This window comes from Flavobacterium davisii (genome assembly GCF_042182265.1).
Lineage (GTDB): Bacteria > Bacteroidota > Bacteroidia > Flavobacteriales > Flavobacteriaceae > Flavobacterium > Flavobacterium davisii.
The window spans coordinates 1,239,732-1,260,371 of the sequence record NZ_CP097869.1; the positions used below are offsets into that span (position 1 = coordinate 1,239,732).

Here is a 20,640-nt window from a genome sequence, read left to right on the forward strand (position 1 = left end):
TTTTTGAATGGAGTAGTTTTTATTTAACAAACCTATTCATTTCCTTCAAACTTTTTTAGTATCATTTCCAACATATCTAAATAAATAATATCTTATAAATAGCACTTTTGTAAATAATGTTATGTTTAAGTCTTTGTAATTTTTTTGATTCTCCCTAGTTCTCCTTTACAGTATTATTATAAACCCCGATTCTGTGTTGGGAATTTATTAGAAATAAAAAGGAAGTTTAAACGGTATTATTAAAAATATTAACTGAATTTCGAAATGAACAGAAATTATTCTGGTCAAAGAGATAAATGATAGGCTATATGTTACGTTTTTTGTTTTTAAGGTTTAATATTTGGAAAAAGTTTTATTTACTTTTTTATATCTGTCATAAAACCTATCGCGTAATCTGGGTTTAAAAAATAAAACAGGCGTATCTTGATGAACCAATAGATTTCGTCATAAAACCAAACTTATATGTACAGTTATTTAAAATTCGTGACAGAAGAAATATTTTTACTTAATACAAAGTGGTTGGAATTATTGGGAGTTTAAAATGAAATTCCTTGCTTTTGTATTCTATAGTTAATGCAATGTGATTATAATTTAAATTCTGTGGTCAATAAATTATTTATAGTATTTTTGCAAAAAATAAAAAATTAAAGAATGAAAAACAAAAAACATGTATGTATACTTATAGCCATAATGTCTTTTTTTTATACACAAGCACAGGTTTATAATAACAACAATAAAACTTTACAAACAAAATCAAATGCCTCAAAAATGGTATCAAAAAATGATGGGGGTAATACTGAAGTTTTTGTTCAAAAACCTTTATCTGAAGTAAAAGATGTCCCAACTTTAGGGATAACGAGTCCAAAAGCAAAATTAGAAGTAGATAGTGAAATAGATGGGGTTTCAGGGCTTAAGTTTACACAGTTAAAAAGTACAAGTTCAATGGAACAACCCAATGGTAAAGCTTTAACAGTAGACAGTCAAGGAAATGTAATATTAACTCCAATAGCTGGTTCAGGAGCTACCTATTCGGATATTTATGGTAGTGATGGTAAAATTCAAGGGGATAGAACAGTAAATATGGATGGTAAAAAACTAAACTTTATAAGTTCTTCAAATGGTTCTTCTATGCTAAATATTGATGCAAAATCTGGAAATATCGGAATAGGAACAGATATTTCATATTCAAAACTAGAGGTTGCAGGAAGTTTTCCAGATGGTCAAACGTTTACTGATATAAATGATAGAAATAATAAATGTAGAATTATAAATGCGGGCTACCCAGTAAGTACTTCAGGAGCTGATAGGACACTTCAATTATTTGATTTTCCTAAATCTAATATAAATCCAAATGAATCTTCCTTTTGGTTTAGTTTAACTGATAGAGCTGATGCTAGTCGTTTCATTGTTGAAGCATGGCAAGGAGGATATGGGTATTTTAAATTTACTGATGCAAAACAAAAAGATTGTTTTGCGGTTTCTAATAATGGTGCTGATTTTGTATTTCTGGAAATGCCTAAAAAAGATACTCACGTAATATTAGGAGGGACACAAGCTTGGCCTATTGCACATACTTTTTGGGTTAAAACAGGTTCTTCTAAATTTGATAGTGATGTTTTTGTGGATACACATATTGGTATAGGAACAGATAAATTTGTAGATCCTGTTGATGGCAATAAAGAATATAAACTTTCCGTTAAAGGACGTATAAGAGCAGAAGAAGTTAAAGTATACAATACTTGGGCTGATTATGTTTTTACTAAAGATTATAAATTACGTAGTTTGAATGAAGTAGAGACGTTTATAAATAAAAATAAACATTTACCTAACGTACCGTCTGCTCAAGAAATTACAGAAAAAGGTTTAGAATTAGGTGAAATAACTAAAATACAACAAGAAAAAATAGAAGAACTTACGTTGTATTTAATTCAACAAAATAAAGAAATTCAAGAACTAAAAAAACAATTGCAAACAATATTAAATAAAAAATAAAAATCTCTATTTTAAAGTTTTTGCTCTAAAATGGGGGGTGAATTCAGAAGTAAAGGGTTTTGAATCTTAAATTTATTTCCGAATCAGTCATACAGATGATATAAATCAGTTAATTTCTTATGCAAAAATACATTCAGAAGTAAAACCACATCAGCTTAAAAATGGATAAAAAAGACCGAAATTGATTTTCAATTTCGGTCTTTTTATTTTTTACGTCTATTTGGTTCGGAAATAGGGTTGAAAGCATCATGGTAAGGCACGTTTTCCTTGTAAAAACTATCGAAATCATCAAGAAGTGGTATTTCGTGTTGAAAGTTGTTTAAACGTGTTGTTTTATATGAGTTTTTAAATGAAAAACCCCAGTTTTGAATGTGCCTACAAAAGTTTAGGTTTAAAAATCCAAGCTTCCATTTTTAACTTGTAAACTTATTAGTGGAATTAGAGTCTGACTTCTCATCTTACACGTTTCATAATAAATAGTATATTATGTTAATTGCTTTTTAACCGAGTTTCGAGTTCTTTTATTTTCTTATTTTGTTCAATCACATAAAGTGTTAGCTCTTCTATTTTTTGCAATAATTTAATTTGAAATTCTCCCACATTAACCCCTTCTTTTTCCATTTCTTTTGCGGAGGCAATTTCAGGTAAATGTTTTTTTTCTTTTAGGTGTTTTTCAACCTCTTCTAGTTTTGGTAAATTATAATTCTCAGCAAATACAAAGTCTGCTGTTGGTGTTGTAGTTATTTTTAATTCTTTAGCTTCTAATTTCCCTTGAAGAGAAGCGTTTCCACTTGATTTTAAAGTAAAAACTTCTCGTCCAGGATTTCCGTTATAACCAACAAAAAAACGATGTTGTCCTTGTGAAAAGTAATCAAAACTAGCATTACTAACCCCTAATCCAAAATAGTTATTAGAGCCTCCATTCCATAAACAAATTTTATTAGGATAAGTCGAAGGTTCAGAATAATTTGTGCCAAGATCTAATTTAGATTTTGGAGTACTTGTGCCAAAACCAATATTGCCGCTTTCTGTTAACTGCATAATGTCGATATACTTATTTGGAACCAAATCATTATGTACCCTAAAGAAATAACCTCCTCCATAGTGTTTCTGAACAGAGTTGTCTGAAATGATATTGTCATTGGCTTTGTGGCCAATTCGAATATGAGTATGGTTTGATGATTGAGAGTCAAAAGTAATATGACCGTTCACATCAAGTGTGGTTATAGGAGTAGTAGTTCCAATACCGATATTACCATTTTCAAGAATTTTCATTTTAGTGGATCCTACAGTGTTAAAATTTATATTTCCATTTCCTCCACTACCATAAGTTGAACCAATGTTTGCTCCATTTTCATCTGCAAATAATTCAATGCGGTTATTTCTCGTACTATTGTTATCAAATAAAGTTATTTTCCCTCCAGATCCTAAGGATGTAGTTATGTTTCCGTTAACTTCTAATTTTGATAATGGATTATCAGTACCTATACCCACATTCCCGTTTTCTGATACAGCTAATTTTGCGTTTTGATAATCTCCTTTAGAAACAATCCATTTATCAGCATGTAAGTTTCCAAAAAACCAATTGGAAATTCCGTTTTTTAACTGTGTTTGAATTCCTTGTATGTATCCTCCTTGATCAGTAGATCTTTTTAATTTTAATAAAGGAGAATAATCGGTTATGGTATGTTCTTTAGAGAATGATTCTCCAATACCACTACTGAATGCCGGTAGTGTACTACATGCAATCCACCATTCTGAGCCTGTATTTTTATATAAATCAAATTCTTCTTGACTTGTAACTACAGAGCTGTAGTTTGTAAAATTACTTCCATCAAATACTTGGTCAAAAAAATTTCCTTTAATGGCACATTGAGCATGCCATGATGAATTAATTTGAATATTGGCATTTTCTTCTAAAGTTTTTTGCTTATCCCAAGGGATTACGAGTACAGAAAAACGGACATTTGGATTTTTTGAAGCTATAATAGCATAACCTGTAGCTCTTGCATTTTGCTTTTGAATTTCACGAAAATCCTGCGAAAAAATATTCAAAGTAAATAAAAAAAAGAATGCTGCTAATATTTCTTTAAGAAAGGAATTGATTGTCATTGAAGATCTTTTTAAAATGAAAATTTAACTGATTTAGTATTGATTAAGCGTGCAAAAGTAGCTAAATTTTATATTTTTTTCTAAGTAGTATACACCTTCTAAATATTTTTATAGAATATTACAATCACTTTAAATAGAAAAAACACTGTTTTCTCAAATACAATTCCTATTTTTGCGCCCGAAATTTCTCTTAAACCTATGAAAAATAAGTTTTTAGATTTCAATAAATACTTGATGGTCAAGGCGTACTCTTTAACAGAAATACTCATTGTACTTTGTATTATTGGAATCTTACTGCTGATGGTATTACCCAATCAGACTTCCGTTATCAGTCAAGCCAAATCTATTGAAGCACAAGCTATGTTAAATCAGATATATGGTTTAGAAAAAAGTTATTTTTATAGATATTCTAAATTTTCAAGCAGTCTGGAGGAATTAGGTTTTGAACAAGAAAAAACGGTGGATGAAGGAGGTCAAGCTATTTACCGTGTTGAAATTGTGGAATCATCAAATGAGAGTTTCCTGGCTAGAGCCACCGCGGTATCGGATATGGATGGTGATGGTGCTTTTAATACTTGGGAAATTAACAATACTAAAGTGCTAACTGAAGTTACGAAAGAATAAAAGTGGATTTGTTTTTACAGGTTGTACTCTTAAGTATACTCGGTTTTATTTTTTATCAAGATTTGAAATATAGAGCCCTACATATTTTGTTACCTATTTTAATTCTTATAGTAGGTAGCTTACTTTTGCATTTCCCGTTGAACTTAATTTTAAAAAACGCACTAGTTAACATTTGCTTTTTCCTTTTTATTTTTGGTGCCATGGTTCTTTATATGAGAATAAGACATAAAAATTTTGCAAATCCACTACAAGCGTATTTTGGCTTAGGAGATGTGTTATTTTTTGTATCCATTACGCCATTGTTTGAATTGAAAAAATATTTAGTATTCCTTATTACTAGTATGTTATTTGCTATAATACTTTATTTTTTATTCTTAAAGAAAAAAGAGATTAAGTCTATTCCATTAGCTGGTTTTTCGTCCATATTATTAGGATTTATATTGATTGTTAAAAATTTTCTAGAACCCTTTTTCCTATTATTATGTTAGGTATGGAAGATACTTTACTGGTAGATACCGAAAGTCTTTTAGCTATTTCAGGCGAATTGGCTAATCATTATCGTGTTATTCCAAAACAAACCAATGAGGATCTATTAGAATTATATATAGATACTAAAAATAACAATTTAAATACCCAAGAAGAGTTAGAACTTTTAACAGGTAAAAATGTCAAGCTTTTTGATTCCACAACTAATGCTATTAGCAAGGCATTGTCTATTTATTATAGAAAAGAACGTATAGATACTAAAAAGAGGAATTTTGATGTAGAAAAAAATGATTTTTTAGAATCTTTATTAGAAGAAGCAAAGGCACTAAAAAGTAGTGATATTCATTTTGAAGTATACGAAGATAACGCACGAATTCGTTTGCGAATTGACGGACAACTTATAGAAAGATACAAGATAGAAAAAGAAAACTATTTAGAACTTGTTAATAAAGTAAAAATAAAAGCAAAGCTTAATATTACAGAAAAGCGATTGCCACAAGATGGGCGTATTACAAATCAAACTTTTGATATTAGAGTGTCTATTTTACCCACCCTTTTTGGTGAAAAAATAGTAATGCGTTTATTGGGACAGGATGCTTCAAATATCGACCTATATGCGTTAGGCTTTAAAGATGATGAACTAGAAAAATATCTTCAAGCGGTAAAAAAGCCTAATGGTATAATTTTAATTAGTGGCCCTACAGGTTCTGGAAAAACGACCACTTTATACGCTACTTTAAAATTATTAAACGATACTAAACGCAATATTGTTACCGTTGAAGATCCAATAGAGTATACACTTAAAGGAATCAATCAAGTACAACTCAAAGAAGATATAGGGCTTACCTTTGCCTCAGCATTAAAGTCCTTTTTGCGCCAAGACCCAGATGTAATCATGCTGGGCGAAATTCGAGATTCTGAAACAGCCCTTATGGCTATTAGAGCTTCACTTACAGGGCATTTGGTTTTATCTACCATACATACTAATTCTGCTTTAGGTACCATGTCACGTTTGTTAGATATGGGAGTACCCGCTTATCTAATTTCGGAGACTTTAAACCTATCTGTTGCGCAACGATTAGTGCGAAAACTTTGCGAAAACTGCAAATCAGAAATTGTCGTTAACTTAGATGATTTTCCACTAAGTTTTCAATTCCCATATCCTATTGAAAAACATTATAAAACTACAGGTTGTAACCAATGTTTTCATACAGGTTATAAAGGTAGAACTGCTATTTATGAAGTAGTAAATGTTGATAATAAATTGGCCACGGCTATAAAACATAATCAAATGGCTGAAATGTTTGATAATAATAACAAATATCAAACTTTAGCGCATAAAGCTTTTGATCTACTAGCCAAAGGTGAAACCTCTTTAGATGAAATTTATCCAATTTTAATTGCACAATAAAAATGTTTAAAAAAATTATTTACTCCCTTTTAGGTTTTGTTTTATCTCTTTCAACTTTTGCTCAACAGGATATTAATCAGTTAAGTTATAAGTTTGATGAACTAGCAAAACAAAAAAAAGGAATAAATGAAGCCTTGAAAATTAATGTTTCTGGTCTTTCTTTGCATGATTTTATAGCTTCGATTGCTGAAGAACATCAACTTAATATTGATGTAGATACTGACTTAAATCAAACGGTAGTAAATAACTTTTATGATGTAACCGTTAAAGATGTATTCTTGCATTTAGTACAAAAGTATGATTTAGAAGTTGGTTTTTTAAACAATATTGTCGTTTTTAAAAAGAGAAAAGAGATTAAAGTAGTTGAAAAAAAGCAACCTAAACTTATTGATGTAAGTTATAACAAGGAAAATGATTTTCTTTCATTGCGATTAGAAAATGACTCCTTACCTGCTGTAGCAAAAACCATTATTGATAAATCAGGTAAAAATGTAGTTTTGGCTCCCGATATTAAGAATTTAAAAGTATCTTCTTATATACTCAATAGACCTTTTGAACAAGTAATACAGATGATGTCTAAATCAAATGATTTAGTTGTTTCAAAAGATGAAAATGGTTTCTTCTTCTTAGAAAAAAACAAAGAACCTAATAATCTAAATTCTTATTCTACTAATAGTTCTAATAAAAATAGACAAGCTAAAGCCAATCGAGGGAATCCTGGATATTATGATATAACATTGGATAAATCGGGTTTTTTAAATGTAAATGCAGATGTTGCCGATGTAAATGATATTTTAACGGAAGCAGCTGAAAAATTACATATTAATTATTTTTTATATAATAAACCTGAAAATGAGAAAGCAAGTTTATCAGCCGAACATATTAGTTTTGATGACTTATTAGAACATGTTTTTAAAGGAAAAAAATATACCTTTAAAAAACAGGATAATTTATATTTAATAGGTGAACACGCTACAGAAGGTCTTAGAGCTACAGAAATTATTCAGTTAGAAAACCGGTCTATCGAAAGCGTACAACAGTCTTTGCCCAGAGTTTTTGCAGAAAAACTAGAAATTAAAGAATTTGTAGAATTAAACAGTTTAATTCTTTCAGGTTCTAAAAAAGCTATTGATGAACTACGTCTTTATTTAAAGCAAATAGATAAAGTGGTACCGATGGTACAAATAGAAGTAATTATAGCACAATATAATAAAGGATATGATATTCAAACTGGTTTTAAAGCAGGGCTTTTAGGAAAAGGACAAACTCCTATTGGTACTTCGGGTACTTTATATCCTACTGCGGACATGTCTTTAAATAGCTCTTCAATAAATAGTTTAATTAATGCTTTTAATGGTTTTGGTTTATTCAAAATAGGAAAGGTAACAGAGAGTTTTTATGCTAATTTAAAATTGTTAGAAAACAACTCTATACTAAAAGTAGAATCAACCCCTAAAATAGCTACTATTAGTGGACATGAAGCTAAGTTAGCCATTGGCGAAACTAGCTATTATTTTGAGCAAAACAATCAAATTTTGAGTAATAATAACATAGGAAACAATATTTTGCAATCAGGCACTTGGAAACCAACGGATGCTAATTTGAGCGTATCTATTAAGCCTTTTGTTTCAACAGATGAAAACGTGACGCTAAATATTGCAGTTGAAAAAAGTTCATTCTTGGGTAGGGCGGGTGAAAATGCTCCTCCAGGTAAAGCAACCCAAAAATTTGAATCTTTAGTACGAGTTAAAAATGGAGAGATGATTTTATTAGGAGGACTTGATGAATTGAAAAAAGAAAATTCAGGTACAGGAGTTCCATTAATTTCTAGAATCCCCATTCTAAAATGGTTCACTAGTAGCCGAAAAAAATCGAAAAGCGATGCTAAGCTTCATATATTCATTAAACCAACTGTTGTATACTAATGTTACAATATTTAAGTAAAATAATTAAATTCAATAAAATAAATGTCGTCGGTCTTGTCAAAAAAGAACAGGCGGACATATTTTATGTATTGACAGTTCTTAAAAAAGGGAATAAACTCAATATAGTAGCTGCTAGAACGTTTGATAGTTTTGAAAAATTTTTAAAAGCAATTGATACCAAAACACCCATTGTATTGTCCATAGATGGTAAAGGAATATTAAACAAAAAAATAGATAATCAGAATGAAGCAGATGTTAATTGGTTAAAAACGGTCGATTTTAATAGTATATATCATACGACCTTTCAAAATGAAGCAGTAGGATTTATAAGTTTTTGCAGAAATGCTTTAGTTGAAGAAACTATTCATTTTTTTCATGCCAATCAATTTCAAATATTAGATGTGTATATCGGAGCTTTTCCAGTTGCTTTTTTGAAAAATCATATCAAAAATACCACGATTAAAGCAGGTGAATTAGAATTAATTTTTGAAGAAAATGAACTAGAAAGTTTTGTCAAAAATGATACAACAACTTCCATTCAAGTGGGAGAAGATAATCTGTTAAGCTCACATTTACCCCTTTATGCAAGTGCTATACACTTTTTCTTGCAACCAGAGGTGATTACTAAAACTGAAAATAAAATTAAACTAGAAGAAATAATTTATGAAAAAGCGTTTAATAAGCTAGGTCTAACTATGCTAGTATCATTTTTTATACTACTTTCCATAAGTTATACGGCTATTCAGTATTTTAACGGAAAGATTGCAGATCTTAATATGGAAGTCATTTACTCAAATCAATCATACAAACAAATTAAAAAATTAGAAAAACGAAGAGAACAACAGTTTATGATTTTAAATGAATCAGGACTAATATCCAATAAATTTATATCACATTATACTTTTGATATACTACAAACAATACCCCATGATATAAAACTCAATGAGTTAAATTATGCTCCAATAGATAAGGAAATTAGGATTGATAAAAAAATACTGATGACTCCTAATACAATTGTTATTAAGGGACAAACTTATAAAGAAGGTGTTTTTAATAACTGGTTAACCGATCTAAAAAAACTCAACTGGATGCGGAAATTTGAAATAGTTAATCTTAAAAAAGATAAAAAAAACAAGTCACAATTTGAGATTAAAATAATATTGAATCATGTTTAATCAGTATACTTTTAAGCAAAAATTTAAAGCACTACTAGTAGTGTTTTGCTTACTAGCTATTACAGCTTATAAGCGTTCATTTAGTCAACTTATAGCTTCTTATGCAGAATACAAGTCGCTAAATGAAAAATCATTAGAAATTGACTCTAAAACTTCAGGTTTAAGCAAGTTGAATGAAGAAGTTACCAAATTGGATCTCCTAATAGGTAAAAGTCAAAAAGAAAAAGAAATAGTACAACAAGAAATTATTGATTTCGTAGCAAAGAATCATCCAGAAGTAGCTATAGATGGGATAAAACCTATACATTATTTTAAAGATGAACATTTTTCAGCTATTACCAATAGCATCATATTATCAGGTAATACCAATCAGCTATTAAAAACAGTGTATGACTTTGAGAATCTATTTGAAAGTTCAAAGCTTGTTAGTCTGCATTTTTTCACTGAAAAGAAAAATGAAAAAGAAGAAAAATTACATTTAAAACTTATATTTCAAAATTATGAAGGTATTTAACAGCATATTGTTTTTATTTTTAGCAATTAGCATGATAGCATGTGAGGATATCTTAGAAAAAGATATTACGACCGATACGCTAAATGTTTTATCACCTAAAGAAGGAACATTTATAGAAAGCAATATTGTGGTTTTTCAATGGGAAGCCCTAAAAGGAGCCAATAAATACCATTTGCAAATTGAGGATAAAAAAGCGTTGATCATAAAAGATACCTTAACATCCAAAACGGCTTTAAAACTCTCACTACAACCAGGAAATTATAAGTTTAAAATTAGAGGCGAAAACGCAGGCTATCAGTCTAACTATACCGTTCCTATTTCTTTTGATGTAAAATTACCGACCAGCTTAGAAAACCAACTCGTAATTTTAAAGAGCCCTTCAAATGGATTCTTTACAAATAGAAATAATTTAACTCTAATTTGGGATCCCATTAAAATTGCCACAAGTTATACTTTAGAATTATACGACATGACAAATGGAAATTTGTTATTACTTTCTAAAGAAGGCATTACATCATCAACTTATGCTTTAGATGCCAGTATTCTTAAATCAGATGCTCTTTATGAATGGAGGATTAAAGCGATAAATACAACTTCAGCTACTGAATTTAGTAAAGCTGCATTTTCATTGGATACGACACCTCCCAATGCACCACAAAACTTATTACCCAATAATTCTGATTCACGTAAAGTAAATACAACCATAGATTTTAGTTGGAAATTAGATTCGGATGCAGGTGTTATTAAATCTCCAATTGATTCCTATATAATAGAGTTTGCAACGGATATTGATTTTACTAAAAATTTTGAAAGTCAAATTACCACTATAACAAGTTATCAAAAAAAAATGACCAGTACAGGAACTTATTTTTGGAGAGTAAAAAGTAAAGATAAAGCAGGAAATGTTGGATTAGGATATAGTAAAGCCAATAGTTTATTGATAAATTAATGATGAAAAAAAAAATAAATATTATCTTATTAATAGGAGTTCTAGGTCTATGGGGTACCGTAATATATAAATACATAAGTCATTTTTTTCAAGCTAAACAAACGGAAATTAACTATCAAAATAATATCTTAACAAAGTTGCCCGCCAAAATTGAAAAGGATACATTTTTGTTAAGTAGCCTTTCTATAGATCCTTTTTTAAAATCAAGAAACGAACCTAAAATAGAAAATACGAAACCATTCGTAAACAATAGTTTACCTAAACCTAAAAAAGAAATACCAAAACCTGTTAAACCTGTTAAAATAATTGAAGAAACGCCTTTTCCAGATGTAAAATTTTATGGCTATATAAAAACACAAGGAAATGAAGAAGAACTCATTTTGGTAAGAATAAATAATCACTTGTTTAAAACCCGACTAAATGCAGATTGTAATGGGGTTTTAATTAAAAAAATATACCGAGATTCATTGGAAGTGAAATTTGAAAAAAGAAAATTAATCGTTATAAGACAACGATAGTTTTGTAATAATTTACAAGAAAAGAATTTGAAAATAAAGAAAATGGTAAAAAATAAGGTACTTTATCTTTTACTACAAGTGTAGTTTTACTATACTATGAGCAAAAATGAGTACCTATTTCAATTTAAAGTTAATAAAAAGGTATAATCTCTTCACCTCTTGCATTATAAAGAATTTGTTATTGTAAGTTGATATGATCTAAGTTTTATTACCCCCATTTACTTAATTCTTGTAAAGATCTTTTCTAAAAAGAATAATTTAATCCAATACCAATTATTTGCTTGAATTGTATTTTGGCTCCAGAAGTAATTAATTGTCCATTTATTTCATTTTTAGTTTTTACATCGTCATCATATAATAAGTTAGCATTAATATTAGCAGAAACATATTTGTTTATAATAAAATCGAATTGTAATTGCCAGTTTATATCTATATTGCCAAAATTATTTAAGTAGTCCGTGTAAAGATTTATTTTGTTCTCTAGGTAAATGTTTTGGTATATTTCATCTCTATGAAAAGCTGTTATAAGTGCTCCAATTTCATTTCGATATTTTTTTCCTTTTTCAACACCAAAAGCGCCTTCATTTGCTAAATCAGTATTAAATACAAAAGTAGATTTTTCAGTTAAAGGTGATAAGTATATTTTAAAATTTTGTTCTTTATTGATATATTCCGTACCAAAACCTATAAATAAATAAGCAGGAGCAAAAAGACTGGAAATTGGTTTGTCAAAATTAGGATGCTTGTATCCATTTGTGAATTGAGTGTTGAAATTTAATTTAGCGGAATAATGCCAGTTGGAAATACTATCTTTTTTAAAACCTAAAGTTGAGTTAATAAGAAAAACATCCTCTGTTTTTCTTATTTCATGACCATCTTGCTTGTTTATACCATAACGGAATGAGAGCTCATTATGCCATTTTATATTTTTATGTTGAAAAATTCTTTTAAAATCACCTTTAAGTAAACCCGCTATAGAATTGTTACCACCAGCATTCCAGTTAATAAAGCTTATTTGATTGACTTCTAAAGCAATTTTGTTTTGTTTTTTCCAATGTGTTATAGTGTCAGGAAGAGTTGTGATAATTTCTTGAGAGTAAGTCTTTAAAAAACAAAATAAAAGTAAAATAAGTAGTTGACTTTTTTTCATTCTATTGTGAGATAAAAAAAACGCCTCTAACGAGACGTCCTTGGTTTTTGGTCTTGGTTAATTTAGTGGAGAATACCGGATTCGAACCGGTCGCCTCTACGCTGCCAGCGTAGCGCTCTAGCCAAATGAGCTAATCCCCCAAAGTTTTGCCAAATTTAATGTTTTTCTGTAAATATCGCTATTTTTGTAATAAAAAAATATGTCTTTAGATATTGTAATAAAAATAAAGGATAGAGAAGGGGTAATTCATGAGGTACAAGCGCCAACGGATATGAATATGAATATTATGGAGTTAGTTCGTGCTTATGAATTAGCACCAGAAGGAACTATAGGGATTTGTGGTGGAATGGCCATGTGTGCTTCCTGTCAGTGTTATATCTTAAATGAGGTAGAAGAATTACCTGAAAAAAATCCAGATGAAGAGGCAATGCTATGGGAAGCCTTAAATGTAAAAGAAAATAGTCGTTTAGGATGTCAGATTTTAATAACTCCTGAAATTAATGGATTAGAAATTGAATTGGCACCAGCTGAATAATGATTATTCTGCCCGAAAAAAATAGCGTTTAATTATTTTTTACCTATATAAGATTTTTTCGGGCAGTTTTATTTCTTTTATTATATAGAGTCAATTGCTTTTTCAATTGCATCCCATAAAGCGATTCGTTTTTCTAGAGCCTCAATTGCAATTTTCTCCATTTCATTCCATTTTTCTTGATTATCATTTGCCAAATACTCGATCATCTTCATTGCCATAGGGCCATGCTCATCTGCATCAAGTTCGATATGACGTTCGAAATAATAAATTAATTTAGAGAAATCTTTTTCAGGAAATGATTCTTTAAAATTTTTTAAAATAGCAGTAAACATGCTAGGAATTAAGTCTTCTCTTCCAAAGGTAAATGCACTTGCTATTTCATGAGCTTGTCCTTTTTCAATAACTTTAAAGGTAAAGGTTAAAAAATCTTTTACGGCCTTTCCTAGTTCACTTTGATTAATACTTATAAAGATATTTTGAGTTTCATCTGTGTTTTTTAAGAAACTTTTGATTTCATTAATAGAAGCGCCGCAGTCTTGCATAGCTTCTAAATACATTTCGTAGTGACTTAAACGTTTGCCATCCAAAGCCAAGTCAGATTCTTCTGCTAAAACAATTTCATTTATTAAATAACGAGTTTCAGGATTAGGAGAAGCCTTCCAAGGAGTCTTAGTACAGGTTAATTGATTTTGTAAAGCTTTTAATAAAGACATGAAATCCCACACAGCATAAATATGGTGTTCAAGGAAAATATTAAGGGATTCTAATGTTTTAATTTTGGGATATAAAGGATGATTTAGTAGTATATCCTTTTGCGATTGGATGTTTTTATGAATAGATGTTATACTCATTGTTTTAATAAATTTTAGCAAAAATAATAAATGCCTCTCTAAAAGGAGAGGCATTTATATCATTTTTATTTATTGGCATATTATTTAAAAGCAGGAAATCCTGTTACATCCATACCTGTAATTAACAAATGGATATCATGAGTTCCTTCGTATGTTACTACCGATTCTAAATTCATCATGTGTCGCATAATCGAATATTCCCCTGTAATACCCATTCCGCCTAACATTTGGCGCGCGTCACGAGCTATAGTTAGTGCCATATCTACATTATTTCTTTTTGCCATAGAAATTTGGGCTGATGTAGCTTTGCCTTCATTGCGTAAAACCCCCAGTCTCCAAGTAAGAAGTTGAGCTTTTGTGATTTCGGTAATCATTTCCGCTAATTTCTTTTGTTGTAATTGTGTTGCGCCTATTGGTTTGTCAAACTGAATGCGTTCTTTAGAATAGCGTAAAGCGGTATCATAACAATCCATAGCGGCACCAATTGCACCCCATGCAATTCCATAACGAGCAGAATCAAGGCAACCAAGAGGAGCTCCTAAACCAGATTTTCCAGGTAATAAGTTTTCTTTAGGAACTTTTACATTGTCAAATATAAGTTCTCCTGTTGAAGAGGCTCGTAATGACCATTTATTGTGTGTTTCTGGCGTGCTAAAACCTTCCATTCCACGTTCAACAATTAATCCATGAATGCGCCCTTCTTCATTTTTTGCCCAAACTACTGCAATTTGAGCAAAAGGAGCATTAGAAATCCACATTTTGGCACCATTTAAAAGATAATGATCTCCCATATCTTTAAAATGAGTAACCATACCTCCTGGATTTGATCCGTGATCAGGTTCTGTTAAACCAAAGCATCCCATCCATTCACCTGTAGCTAATTTTGGTAAATATTTTTGTCGTTGTTCTTCGGATCCGTATTTCCAAATAGGATACATTACTAAAGAAGACTGTACGGATGAAGTAGAACGTACACCCGAATCTCCTCTCTCAATTTCCTGCATTATCAAACCGTATGAAATTTGATCTAATCCTGCACCGCCATATTCAACTGGTATATAAGGGCCAAATCCACCTATTTCACCCAATCCTTTAATGATTTGATTAGGAAACTCCGCACGCTGTGCATATTCTTCAATTATAGGTGATATTTCCTTTTTTACCCATGTACGGGCTGCATCGCGTACTAATTTATGCTCCTCTGTTAGTAGATCGTCTAATTGATAATAATCAGGTGATTGAAATAAATCTGGTTTCATATCGTTTGTTTTTATTGTGAAAAATAAAGATGATAAAAATTTTATTAAAATCGTGTTTTTTAAAAACGAGATTCAACAAAAATATATAAAGATTTTTATCTAGCAACTGATAAATGTTATGAATAGGATAAATATTTTCTTAAATAAATTCAAACCCTGATTACGTGATAGGCTTGGTAATGAAGATGAAAGGATAGAGAATGTAAAAATATACGATTTTTTTGCCGTAGACCTTGTTTTATTAGATCGAGGATAAAAATAGTCTGCTTTCTCAGGATTTAAAGGCGTTTTTGTTTCTAATGTAGAGTTTGAGTTTAAATTCTAATTAGAGTTAAATCTAAAAGAATCTTATTTGTCATGTTTTTATTTTTAAAATTATTGGATTTTAATATTTTTTAAAGAATGATGATTATAAGTTTTAATGAGGTTTTTTTAAAAAGAAAATAAGAATAAGCTTAAAAACGTATTCGGACTATTTTGAAAACGTTTATAAAATAATTCTTGAACGATTTGAAAATGTGAAAAAGATAGTATTAAAGATTGTTGTTCAATAATTTTTTAGTTACTCTACTGCCTGCTATAAGAGATGCCATAAAGCCTAAAATGGTGATTGTGCCAAAAACAATTAGTATATTCTCGCTTTCTATTTTAACAGGATAAGGAAGTGATTCGGTTATCTTTATTAAACTGAATCGATCTTGAATGAAAACTAAAATAAATCCCGTAGTAATGCCTATTATTCCTCCTAAAAAGGTTATTAGAGTTCCTTGTAATAAAAATATTAATTGAATATTTTGGATAGTAGTTCCTAGGTTTAAAAGTGTTTTTAAATTACTCTTTTTCTCAAGAATCATCATGATAATAGCTCCAGCTAGAGTAAAAAGGGTCATAATGATTACCAAGGTAAAGATTAGATAAATAGCTGTATTTTCAGTATTTAACATTTTGTGTAGACTGTCATTGAGTTGCGTTCTGTTTTTTATGACGATTTGATGGTTGAATATTTTAGATAATTTACTAGTAAGAACGCCTTCATTAGCTAAGGTATCCATCTTTATTTCTATAGCAGATACTTGATTTTTTTTATATTCTAGCAGGTCTTGAGTTAATTGAAGATCTGTAAAGACGTACTTCGTGTCTAAATCATCGTTAATAGAATAAATGCCTATGGGGATGAGATTGGATTTGTTAAAAGCGGTTTCAGGATTTGTAATAGATCCTTTGCCTGGTCTAGGGGCGTATATTTGGAGCGTATTGTTTAGGTCAAAGAGACCTAATGATAATTTACTAGCAATGCCATTTCCTATAACAACTTGAGGTGTTTCAGGTATTAGCCATTGTCCTTGATAGATGGCTTTCTGGATTTTATTAACTTGATTAAACTGATTGTCTACGCCTTTAATTTCAGCCACTTGCTCTTTTCCTTTGTACACAAAAAGAACTTTTTCTTCAATTACATTACTATAGAATTTAATTTCGTTTAATTTTTTTAATTCATCGAGTTGTAAAGAACTAATTGTGATCGTCTTTCCTTTTTTTGGAAAGATCTTTAAATCAGGATCAAAATTGTTGCTGAAAGATAAACTAAATTCTTTTAATCCACTAAAAACAGACAATACGACAAATAATGACATAGAGCCAATTACGATTCCTACTGAAGCTATACGGCTAATAATGTTTATTGCATTGTTTTTGCTAGCAGTGCGTAAATATCGTTGTGCTATGTAAAAAGGGAAGTACAAATGCTTAAGATTTCTTTCTTTTATATAATAAATTAGGGTTTTCTATTGGATTGTCTTTTCCTGATAATGCGTCATCTATTTTTTCAATATAATCTAAACTATCATCTATGTAAAAGAGCAGGTTAGGGACACGGCGCAACTGTAGTTTTACACGTTGTGCTAAATCATGTTTGATAAGTGGGGTGTTTGATCTTACAGCATCTAGTATTTCTTTTGCTTTTTCTTGTGGGAAGATACTAAGAAAAACTTTAGCAATTGATAAGTCCGTTGTTACGCTTACTTTTGAAACAGATATAACAAGATTTGAAATACCGTTTTTACGAACCTCCCCCTGTAAAATATCCACCAAATCTTTTTGTAAAACGTTTCCTATTTTTTTTTGTCTATTAGTCTCCATGATGCAAACATACAATTTTTTGTAAATAGTGTTGCTATTTTCAGTTTGTCAAATGATATATTTGTCTAAATAAAAACAATAATAATGAGAAAAATAGAACACATAGGGATAGCGGTAAAGAATTTAGAAGAGTCAAATAAAGTTTTTGAATTGCTTTTTGGAAAGCCTGCTTATAAGGAAGAATTTGTAGAAAGTGAAGGTGTTAAAACGTCTTTCTTTATGAACGGACCTAATAAAATAGAACTTTTAGAAGCTACTAATTCAGAAAGTCCTATTGCTAAATTCATTGAAAAGAAGGGTGAAGGTATTCATCATATAGCTTTTGATGTGGAAAATATAGTGGAAGAAATAGAAAGATTAAAAAAAAATGGATTTATTGTTTTAAATGAAAATCCTAAGAAAGGAGCTGATAATAAGTTAGTTGCTTTCTTGCATCCTAAGAGTACCAATGGTGTTTTGATAGAATTGTGTCAAGAAATTTCAAAATAATTTTGTAGAATTAAAAAAATGTCTTAATATTGCAACCGCAAACAGAGAGCAACTCTGAGCTGCTAAAAGATTTACTAAGTAAATTGGTCCTATAGCTCAGTTGGTTAGAGCACCTGACTCATAATCAGGTGGTCCCTGGTTCGAGCCCAGGTGGGACCACAAGTAAAATCAAAGCCTCACAGATTAGTGAGGTTTTTTTATTTTAACAGGTCAAACATAGGTCAAACATTCTTTACATTTGACAAATGAATACAAAAAGAGTTTCTTCAAAAGTTAATCCTTTAGCTTTTTTTCAATATCTTTTTTCAAATGAAAATTTACTTGAATTTGAAAATGAGTTTTATGAAATTTGTGAAAAAATTTCAAATATTGAATGTAATAGAAAAGAAGGGTACAGAATAATACAACATTATTCAAGTGAGTCTGTTAATGATGAAATTATTATCAAAGATTTTTTTGAAGAAAAACAATATTATAGTGAATATTTAAAAGACATCACAGAAAGAGAATCCAGAAAATCTTATAATTTAATAGTTGAAAGAATAAATGAACTTGTTCATTCTAATTCTGAATATGATAAATATGTCAATTTTCATATTAATGAATTAACAGATTTACAAACCAAGATTAATAAATTAACTTCAAATAAAATTTTCTTTACTTCAACAATAAATGCTTTAGAAATAAAAATAAAAAAGGATATAAGAGATAAGGCACATGTACAAGAAGTGAAATCTGTTACAGCTTTTAGTCTAAAAAAATCTTATTTTGGAGCTGATAATTTAAAGAAAAGTCAAATTAGAGAATTATATCAAATTTCAATAAAGTATGATATTATTGATGAAATTGATTTTGCCGAAGATGATTTTATAAACTTCTTTTCATCTGAAAATCCGTATTTGGATAAACTTACATTTATATTTAATTGCAATAATATTTTTGCTATTAACTATTTAGATAAATTAAAACTATTATTTAAGAACTTCTCTTACTCTACCATTTCAAAAAGCGAATCATTTTTTAGTCAAAATGGTAAAACTTTATTAAAACAAACTAATCTTGATAATATGCCTAAAATTTCTAAAAGGCAATCTGATATTGATAGATTGGAAAAATTAAAATCTGAATTAGATAATTTAATAAAACAAGCTAATAAATAGTTGAATTTTTCAACCTAATACTTTACCTAACACTTTACCTAATAGCACACTCACACTTCCAAATTCCTTGGTTAATAATGCAATTTCTTTGCTTCATTATTAACAAGGAAATGCGCATTTCCATAATTTTTTTAAGTTATGGATTTTTCCAAAAGATTTGATGAAATTGAAGCATTATTAAGAAAACAATATGCTTTAAGCAAAGAGATATTAACTCTTGAAGAGGCAGCAGATTTTTTAAGTTTATCAAAATCTGCTATTTATAAACTAACCAGTAAAAAAGAAATTCCTTTTTATAATCCTGGTGGTAAAAAGATATTTTTCAAGAGAACTGAACTTGAAAATTGGGTATTATCAAGTAAATCATACTCTGTTGAAGAATTTGATGATGAAGTAACCTCATATTTAAGTCGAACTCAAAAATCAAGGTTATGATTGATTTTGTTAGAGTTCACTATAGAGATAAAAGCAGATTAGAAACTTTTATCATGAAACCTGAAAATTTCAAAAAAATGTATTCGGTTTTAGAATATCATTCAGGAGAGGTATTATATCCATTTAGAGTAAATCTTCAAAATATGGAATTGGTTGTAAATGAGAAATGTGGATATGTTAAAAATTCAATTCATAAGTTAAATAATGTTTTGTTACAAGGAGACGAACATAATTATAATGACTTTTCATATTCACAACTTTGTTCAACTATTGACTATTTATACAGCAAAGTAATTGACATAGCTTCAACAAGATTATCACAACTTGAGTTTGGTATGAACATTAAAATCCCTATTCCAGCAGAACAATTAATTTCCAATAGTGTTTTGATGCACAGATTTGAAAGACATTCTGGAATACACGAATATAGTAGTAAAGGTTATTTAATGACTTTTGAACATTCAAATTACATCATAAAAATATATGATAAAGCAAAACAATATAATTTGAAAGACCAAAATATTTTGAGATTTGAAATTAAGTTTTTAAAAGCTAAAGAGTTTAATTCACTTGGAGTTTACAATTTAAGAGACTTAAAGAATAAAGAAGTCTTGAATAATTTATTTCAATATTTATTAATGCGATTTGATGAACTTCTAATAGTTGATAATTATTCAGAGGAGTTAATTCCTAAAGAAGATTTTCAAAAACTAAATATGTATTCAAGTTTTATCTTTTGGGATAAGCTAACAAAAGCTAATAGAAGACAAACAAAGTTAAATCATAAACTAAAATATTTTTCTCTGTTAAACAAATACAATCTTTTAAATACAAGAGATTTTTTAAAAAACCAATTAACAGAAAAATTTCATCAATTAATAAACATATAAAAAATTGACAAATTCCCTACTTCCTA

General features: G+C 29.4%; 19 protein-coding genes and 2 tRNA genes. 14 read left to right on the forward strand and 7 right to left on the reverse strand.

Annotated features, from left to right (window positions below; genetic code table 11):
• Nucleotides 1-651: 651 nt before the first annotated feature.
• On the forward strand, nucleotides 652-1,992 hold the full coding sequence (locus tag NAB20_RS05145; protein WP_375605633.1) for a hypothetical protein: 1,341 nt from the start codon (nucleotides 652-654) through the stop codon (nucleotides 1,990-1,992).
• Nucleotides 1,993-2,481: 489 nt separating this feature from the next.
• Here the strand turns inward: NAB20_RS05145 and NAB20_RS05150 are convergent, their stop codons facing one another.
• Entirely contained in the window at nucleotides 2,482-4,104 is a 1,623-nt protein-coding gene (locus NAB20_RS05150; protein WP_375605634.1) for a hypothetical protein, read from the reverse strand.
• A gap of 198 nt (nucleotides 4,105-4,302) precedes the next feature.
• Between NAB20_RS05150 and NAB20_RS05155 the strand changes: the two genes are divergently transcribed.
• The 7 genes from NAB20_RS05155 (at nucleotide 4,303) to NAB20_RS05185 (ending at nucleotide 11,706) form a co-directional block, all read left to right on the forward strand.
• Nucleotides 4,303-4,728, forward strand: coding sequence for a type IV pilin protein (locus NAB20_RS05155; protein ID WP_164849118.1), 426 nt, complete (start codon nucleotides 4,303-4,305; stop codon nucleotides 4,726-4,728).
• 490 nt (nucleotides 4,729-5,218) lie between these two features.
• Nucleotides 5,219-6,625: a GspE/PulE family protein gene (locus tag NAB20_RS05160; RefSeq protein ID WP_088390157.1), complete on the forward strand. Its 1,407-nt coding sequence runs from the start codon at nucleotides 5,219-5,221 to the stop codon at nucleotides 6,623-6,625.
• A 2-nt stretch (nucleotides 6,626-6,627) separates the two neighbouring features.
• The gene (locus NAB20_RS05165; protein WP_105195545.1) at nucleotides 6,628-8,550 is read left to right on the forward strand and encodes a type II secretion system protein GspD; all 1,923 of its coding nucleotides are present in this window, start codon (nucleotides 6,628-6,630) and stop codon (nucleotides 8,548-8,550) included.
• Nucleotides 8,550-9,725 (forward strand): hypothetical protein, encoded by a 1,176-nt coding sequence (locus NAB20_RS05170; protein WP_375605635.1) that lies wholly within the window; start codon nucleotides 8,550-8,552, stop codon nucleotides 9,723-9,725. The genes NAB20_RS05165 and NAB20_RS05170 overlap by 1 nt, the downstream gene beginning before the upstream one ends.
• Nucleotides 9,718-10,239, forward strand: a complete 522-nt coding sequence (locus NAB20_RS05175) for a hypothetical protein (RefSeq protein ID WP_088390089.1) — start codon at nucleotides 9,718-9,720, stop codon at nucleotides 10,237-10,239. The genes NAB20_RS05170 and NAB20_RS05175 overlap by 8 nt, the downstream gene beginning before the upstream one ends.
• On the forward strand, nucleotides 10,226-11,188 hold the full coding sequence (locus tag NAB20_RS05180) for a hypothetical protein (RefSeq protein ID WP_375605636.1): 963 nt from the start codon (nucleotides 10,226-10,228) through the stop codon (nucleotides 11,186-11,188). The genes NAB20_RS05175 and NAB20_RS05180 overlap by 14 nt, the downstream gene beginning before the upstream one ends.
• Complete coding sequence (locus NAB20_RS05185; protein WP_375605637.1) at nucleotides 11,188-11,706, forward strand: hypothetical protein; 519 nt, start codon at nucleotides 11,188-11,190, stop codon at nucleotides 11,704-11,706. The genes NAB20_RS05180 and NAB20_RS05185 overlap by 1 nt, the downstream gene beginning before the upstream one ends.
• 244 nt (nucleotides 11,707-11,950) lie before the next feature.
• On the opposite strand, the gene NAB20_RS05190 is transcribed toward NAB20_RS05185, so the two are convergent.
• Both NAB20_RS05190 and NAB20_RS05195 read right to left on the reverse strand, forming a co-directional pair.
• Nucleotides 11,951-12,856 (reverse strand): DUF3078 domain-containing protein, encoded by a 906-nt coding sequence (locus NAB20_RS05190; protein ID WP_088390095.1) that lies wholly within the window; start codon nucleotides 12,854-12,856, stop codon nucleotides 11,951-11,953.
• A gap of 66 nt (nucleotides 12,857-12,922) precedes the next feature.
• Nucleotides 12,923-12,996: transfer RNA gene (locus NAB20_RS05195), tRNA-Ala, on the reverse strand.
• 59 nt (nucleotides 12,997-13,055) lie between these two features.
• Here NAB20_RS05195 and NAB20_RS05200 point away from each other — a divergent pair.
• Nucleotides 13,056-13,391 carry a 2Fe-2S iron-sulfur cluster-binding protein gene (locus tag NAB20_RS05200; RefSeq protein ID WP_088390097.1) on the forward strand — a complete coding sequence of 112 codons (336 nt, stop codon included), beginning with the start codon at nucleotides 13,056-13,058 and terminating at the stop codon, nucleotides 13,389-13,391.
• Nucleotides 13,392-13,471: 80 nt separating this feature from the next.
• On the opposite strand, the gene NAB20_RS05205 is transcribed toward NAB20_RS05200, so the two are convergent.
• The 4 genes from NAB20_RS05205 to rbfA all read right to left on the reverse strand — a co-directional run bounded on the left by NAB20_RS05205 (nucleotide 13,472) and on the right by rbfA (nucleotide 17,640).
• The gene (locus tag NAB20_RS05205; RefSeq protein WP_088390099.1) at nucleotides 13,472-14,242 is read right to left on the reverse strand and encodes a DUF3050 domain-containing protein; all 771 of its coding nucleotides are present in this window, start codon (nucleotides 14,240-14,242) and stop codon (nucleotides 13,472-13,474) included.
• Between the two features lie 80 nt (nucleotides 14,243-14,322).
• Nucleotides 14,323-15,501, reverse strand: a complete 1,179-nt coding sequence (locus tag NAB20_RS05210; RefSeq protein WP_105195542.1) for an acyl-CoA dehydrogenase family protein — start codon at nucleotides 15,499-15,501, stop codon at nucleotides 14,323-14,325.
• A 533-nt stretch (nucleotides 15,502-16,034) separates the two neighbouring features.
• Nucleotides 16,035-17,243 (reverse strand): ABC transporter permease, encoded by a 1,209-nt coding sequence (locus NAB20_RS05215; RefSeq protein ID WP_105195541.1) that lies wholly within the window; start codon nucleotides 17,241-17,243, stop codon nucleotides 16,035-16,037.
• A gap of 4 nt (nucleotides 17,244-17,247) precedes the next feature.
• Entirely contained in the window at nucleotides 17,248-17,640 is a 393-nt protein-coding gene (rbfA, locus tag NAB20_RS05220) for a 30S ribosome-binding factor RbfA (protein WP_088390105.1), read from the reverse strand.
• Between the two features lie 84 nt (nucleotides 17,641-17,724).
• Here rbfA and mce point away from each other — a divergent pair, with 84 nt between their 5' ends.
• The 5 genes from mce to NAB20_RS05245 all read left to right on the forward strand — a co-directional run bounded on the left by mce (nucleotide 17,725) and on the right by NAB20_RS05245 (nucleotide 20,614).
• Nucleotides 17,725-18,129 (forward strand): methylmalonyl-CoA epimerase, encoded by a 405-nt coding sequence (mce, locus tag NAB20_RS05225; RefSeq protein WP_088390107.1) that lies wholly within the window; start codon nucleotides 17,725-17,727, stop codon nucleotides 18,127-18,129.
• 85 nt (nucleotides 18,130-18,214) lie between these two features.
• A tRNA-Ile gene (locus tag NAB20_RS05230) sits at nucleotides 18,215-18,288 on the forward strand.
• 86 nt (nucleotides 18,289-18,374) lie between these two features.
• Complete coding sequence (locus NAB20_RS05235) at nucleotides 18,375-19,289, forward strand: hypothetical protein (protein ID WP_375605638.1); 915 nt, start codon at nucleotides 18,375-18,377, stop codon at nucleotides 19,287-19,289.
• A gap of 138 nt (nucleotides 19,290-19,427) precedes the next feature.
• Nucleotides 19,428-19,724 (forward strand): helix-turn-helix transcriptional regulator, encoded by a 297-nt coding sequence (locus tag NAB20_RS05240; protein WP_375605639.1) that lies wholly within the window; start codon nucleotides 19,428-19,430, stop codon nucleotides 19,722-19,724.
• Nucleotides 19,721-20,614 carry a hypothetical protein gene (locus NAB20_RS05245; protein WP_375605640.1) on the forward strand — a complete coding sequence of 298 codons (894 nt, stop codon included), beginning with the start codon at nucleotides 19,721-19,723 and terminating at the stop codon, nucleotides 20,612-20,614. The genes NAB20_RS05240 and NAB20_RS05245 overlap by 4 nt, the downstream gene beginning before the upstream one ends.
• The last annotated feature ends 26 nt before the right edge of the window (nucleotides 20,615-20,640 follow it).